The sequence below is a fragment of the Eubacterium ramulus ATCC 29099 genome (assembly GCF_000469345.1).
GTDB lineage: Bacteria > Bacillota > Clostridia > Lachnospirales > Lachnospiraceae > Eubacterium_I > Eubacterium_I ramulus.
In genome coordinates this window covers 1-1041 of sequence record NZ_KI271165.1, presented here as the reverse complement: position 1 = coordinate 1041, position 1041 = coordinate 1, and the positions used below count along the sequence as shown (strand labels likewise).

The 1041-nt window shown below is 44.3% G+C and carries 1 protein-coding gene; it reads right to left on the bottom strand.

Annotation, left to right across the window (positions count from 1 at the left end):
- The coding region (locus HMPREF0373_RS12310) for a MobA/MobL family protein (RefSeq protein ID WP_021740067.1) at window positions 1-1041 on the bottom strand (1041 nt) is incomplete at both ends.

The following is a 1041-nucleotide window of genomic DNA, read 5'->3' as shown; positions in this document are numbered from 1 at the left end:
AATTCGCTGTTCTGTTTCTGCAATAGCCGGTTCTCGCTGTTTAATTTCTGTGCCAATTCCTGCCATTGCTGATTTTCGTCTGTGAGTTTCTGTATCTGGTCTGTCTTTTCTTCCAGAAGCATCAACAGTTCTTCTGTATCCGGTAAGATTTGTAGCAGCTCTGACAATTCTTTCTCTAATTGCTGCAATCGTTCTTCCTGCTCCTGAAAGCACATCAGCTTCTCGTCCTTTTCCTGTATCTCCTGAAGCATCTCTGCCATGATATTCTGCTGTTCCTCTATCTGTGTAATCATTGCTTCCATCATGGGAATTACTTCTTTGCTTTCTTCTAATGTCATTCAACCACTCCCTCCACATCGACAATGCACCGGATACCTTACCAAAGGTTGCAATTACCTTTTGCAGCAGTGCATTTTGTTTTTTTATCATCTGGTTTTCCTCGACCTTCCATGAACCTTTCCTTATCTGCCCGGTGAGATATTTTTCCTCAATCTTCCTTGCATCTGCACCCTCATGAATCGTAGGGACTTTCAATTTGCCCTGTCTTTCATAAGAGCGGTGGTCAATCAGATTGTCTATGGATAAATGCCGGTTACACATCTTTGCCCATTCGCTTCGCCATAACTCACAATTCTTTGGATTGTTCCAGCCGGTAGCGTCAGTCAGAACCCTTTTCCATTGTTTTCTGTTTCTTGCCCCGACTTTCTGTACTCCGTTTTCATCAAGTACCGGAATACGGATTCCATGACGGTCTGGATTTTTCTTATCCTGCCACCAGTCCGGGTGGGATTCATCAACCACGATATTTCCGTCAGTATCTCTGACAAAATCCCAGTCCTTGACTTCCTTGTTGCCCCATGAGTGGTCTGGATTGAATGGTCGCATGGTTACAAGTAAATGCACATGTGGGTTCCCGTCGCCCTTATCGTGTATGCTCCAGTCGGCACACATTCCCTCGTCCACGAAAGTCTTTTGAATATATTCGGTTGTATAATCAATCTGTTCCTGCCTGCTCCATTCTTTCGGCAGGGAAAATTCAAA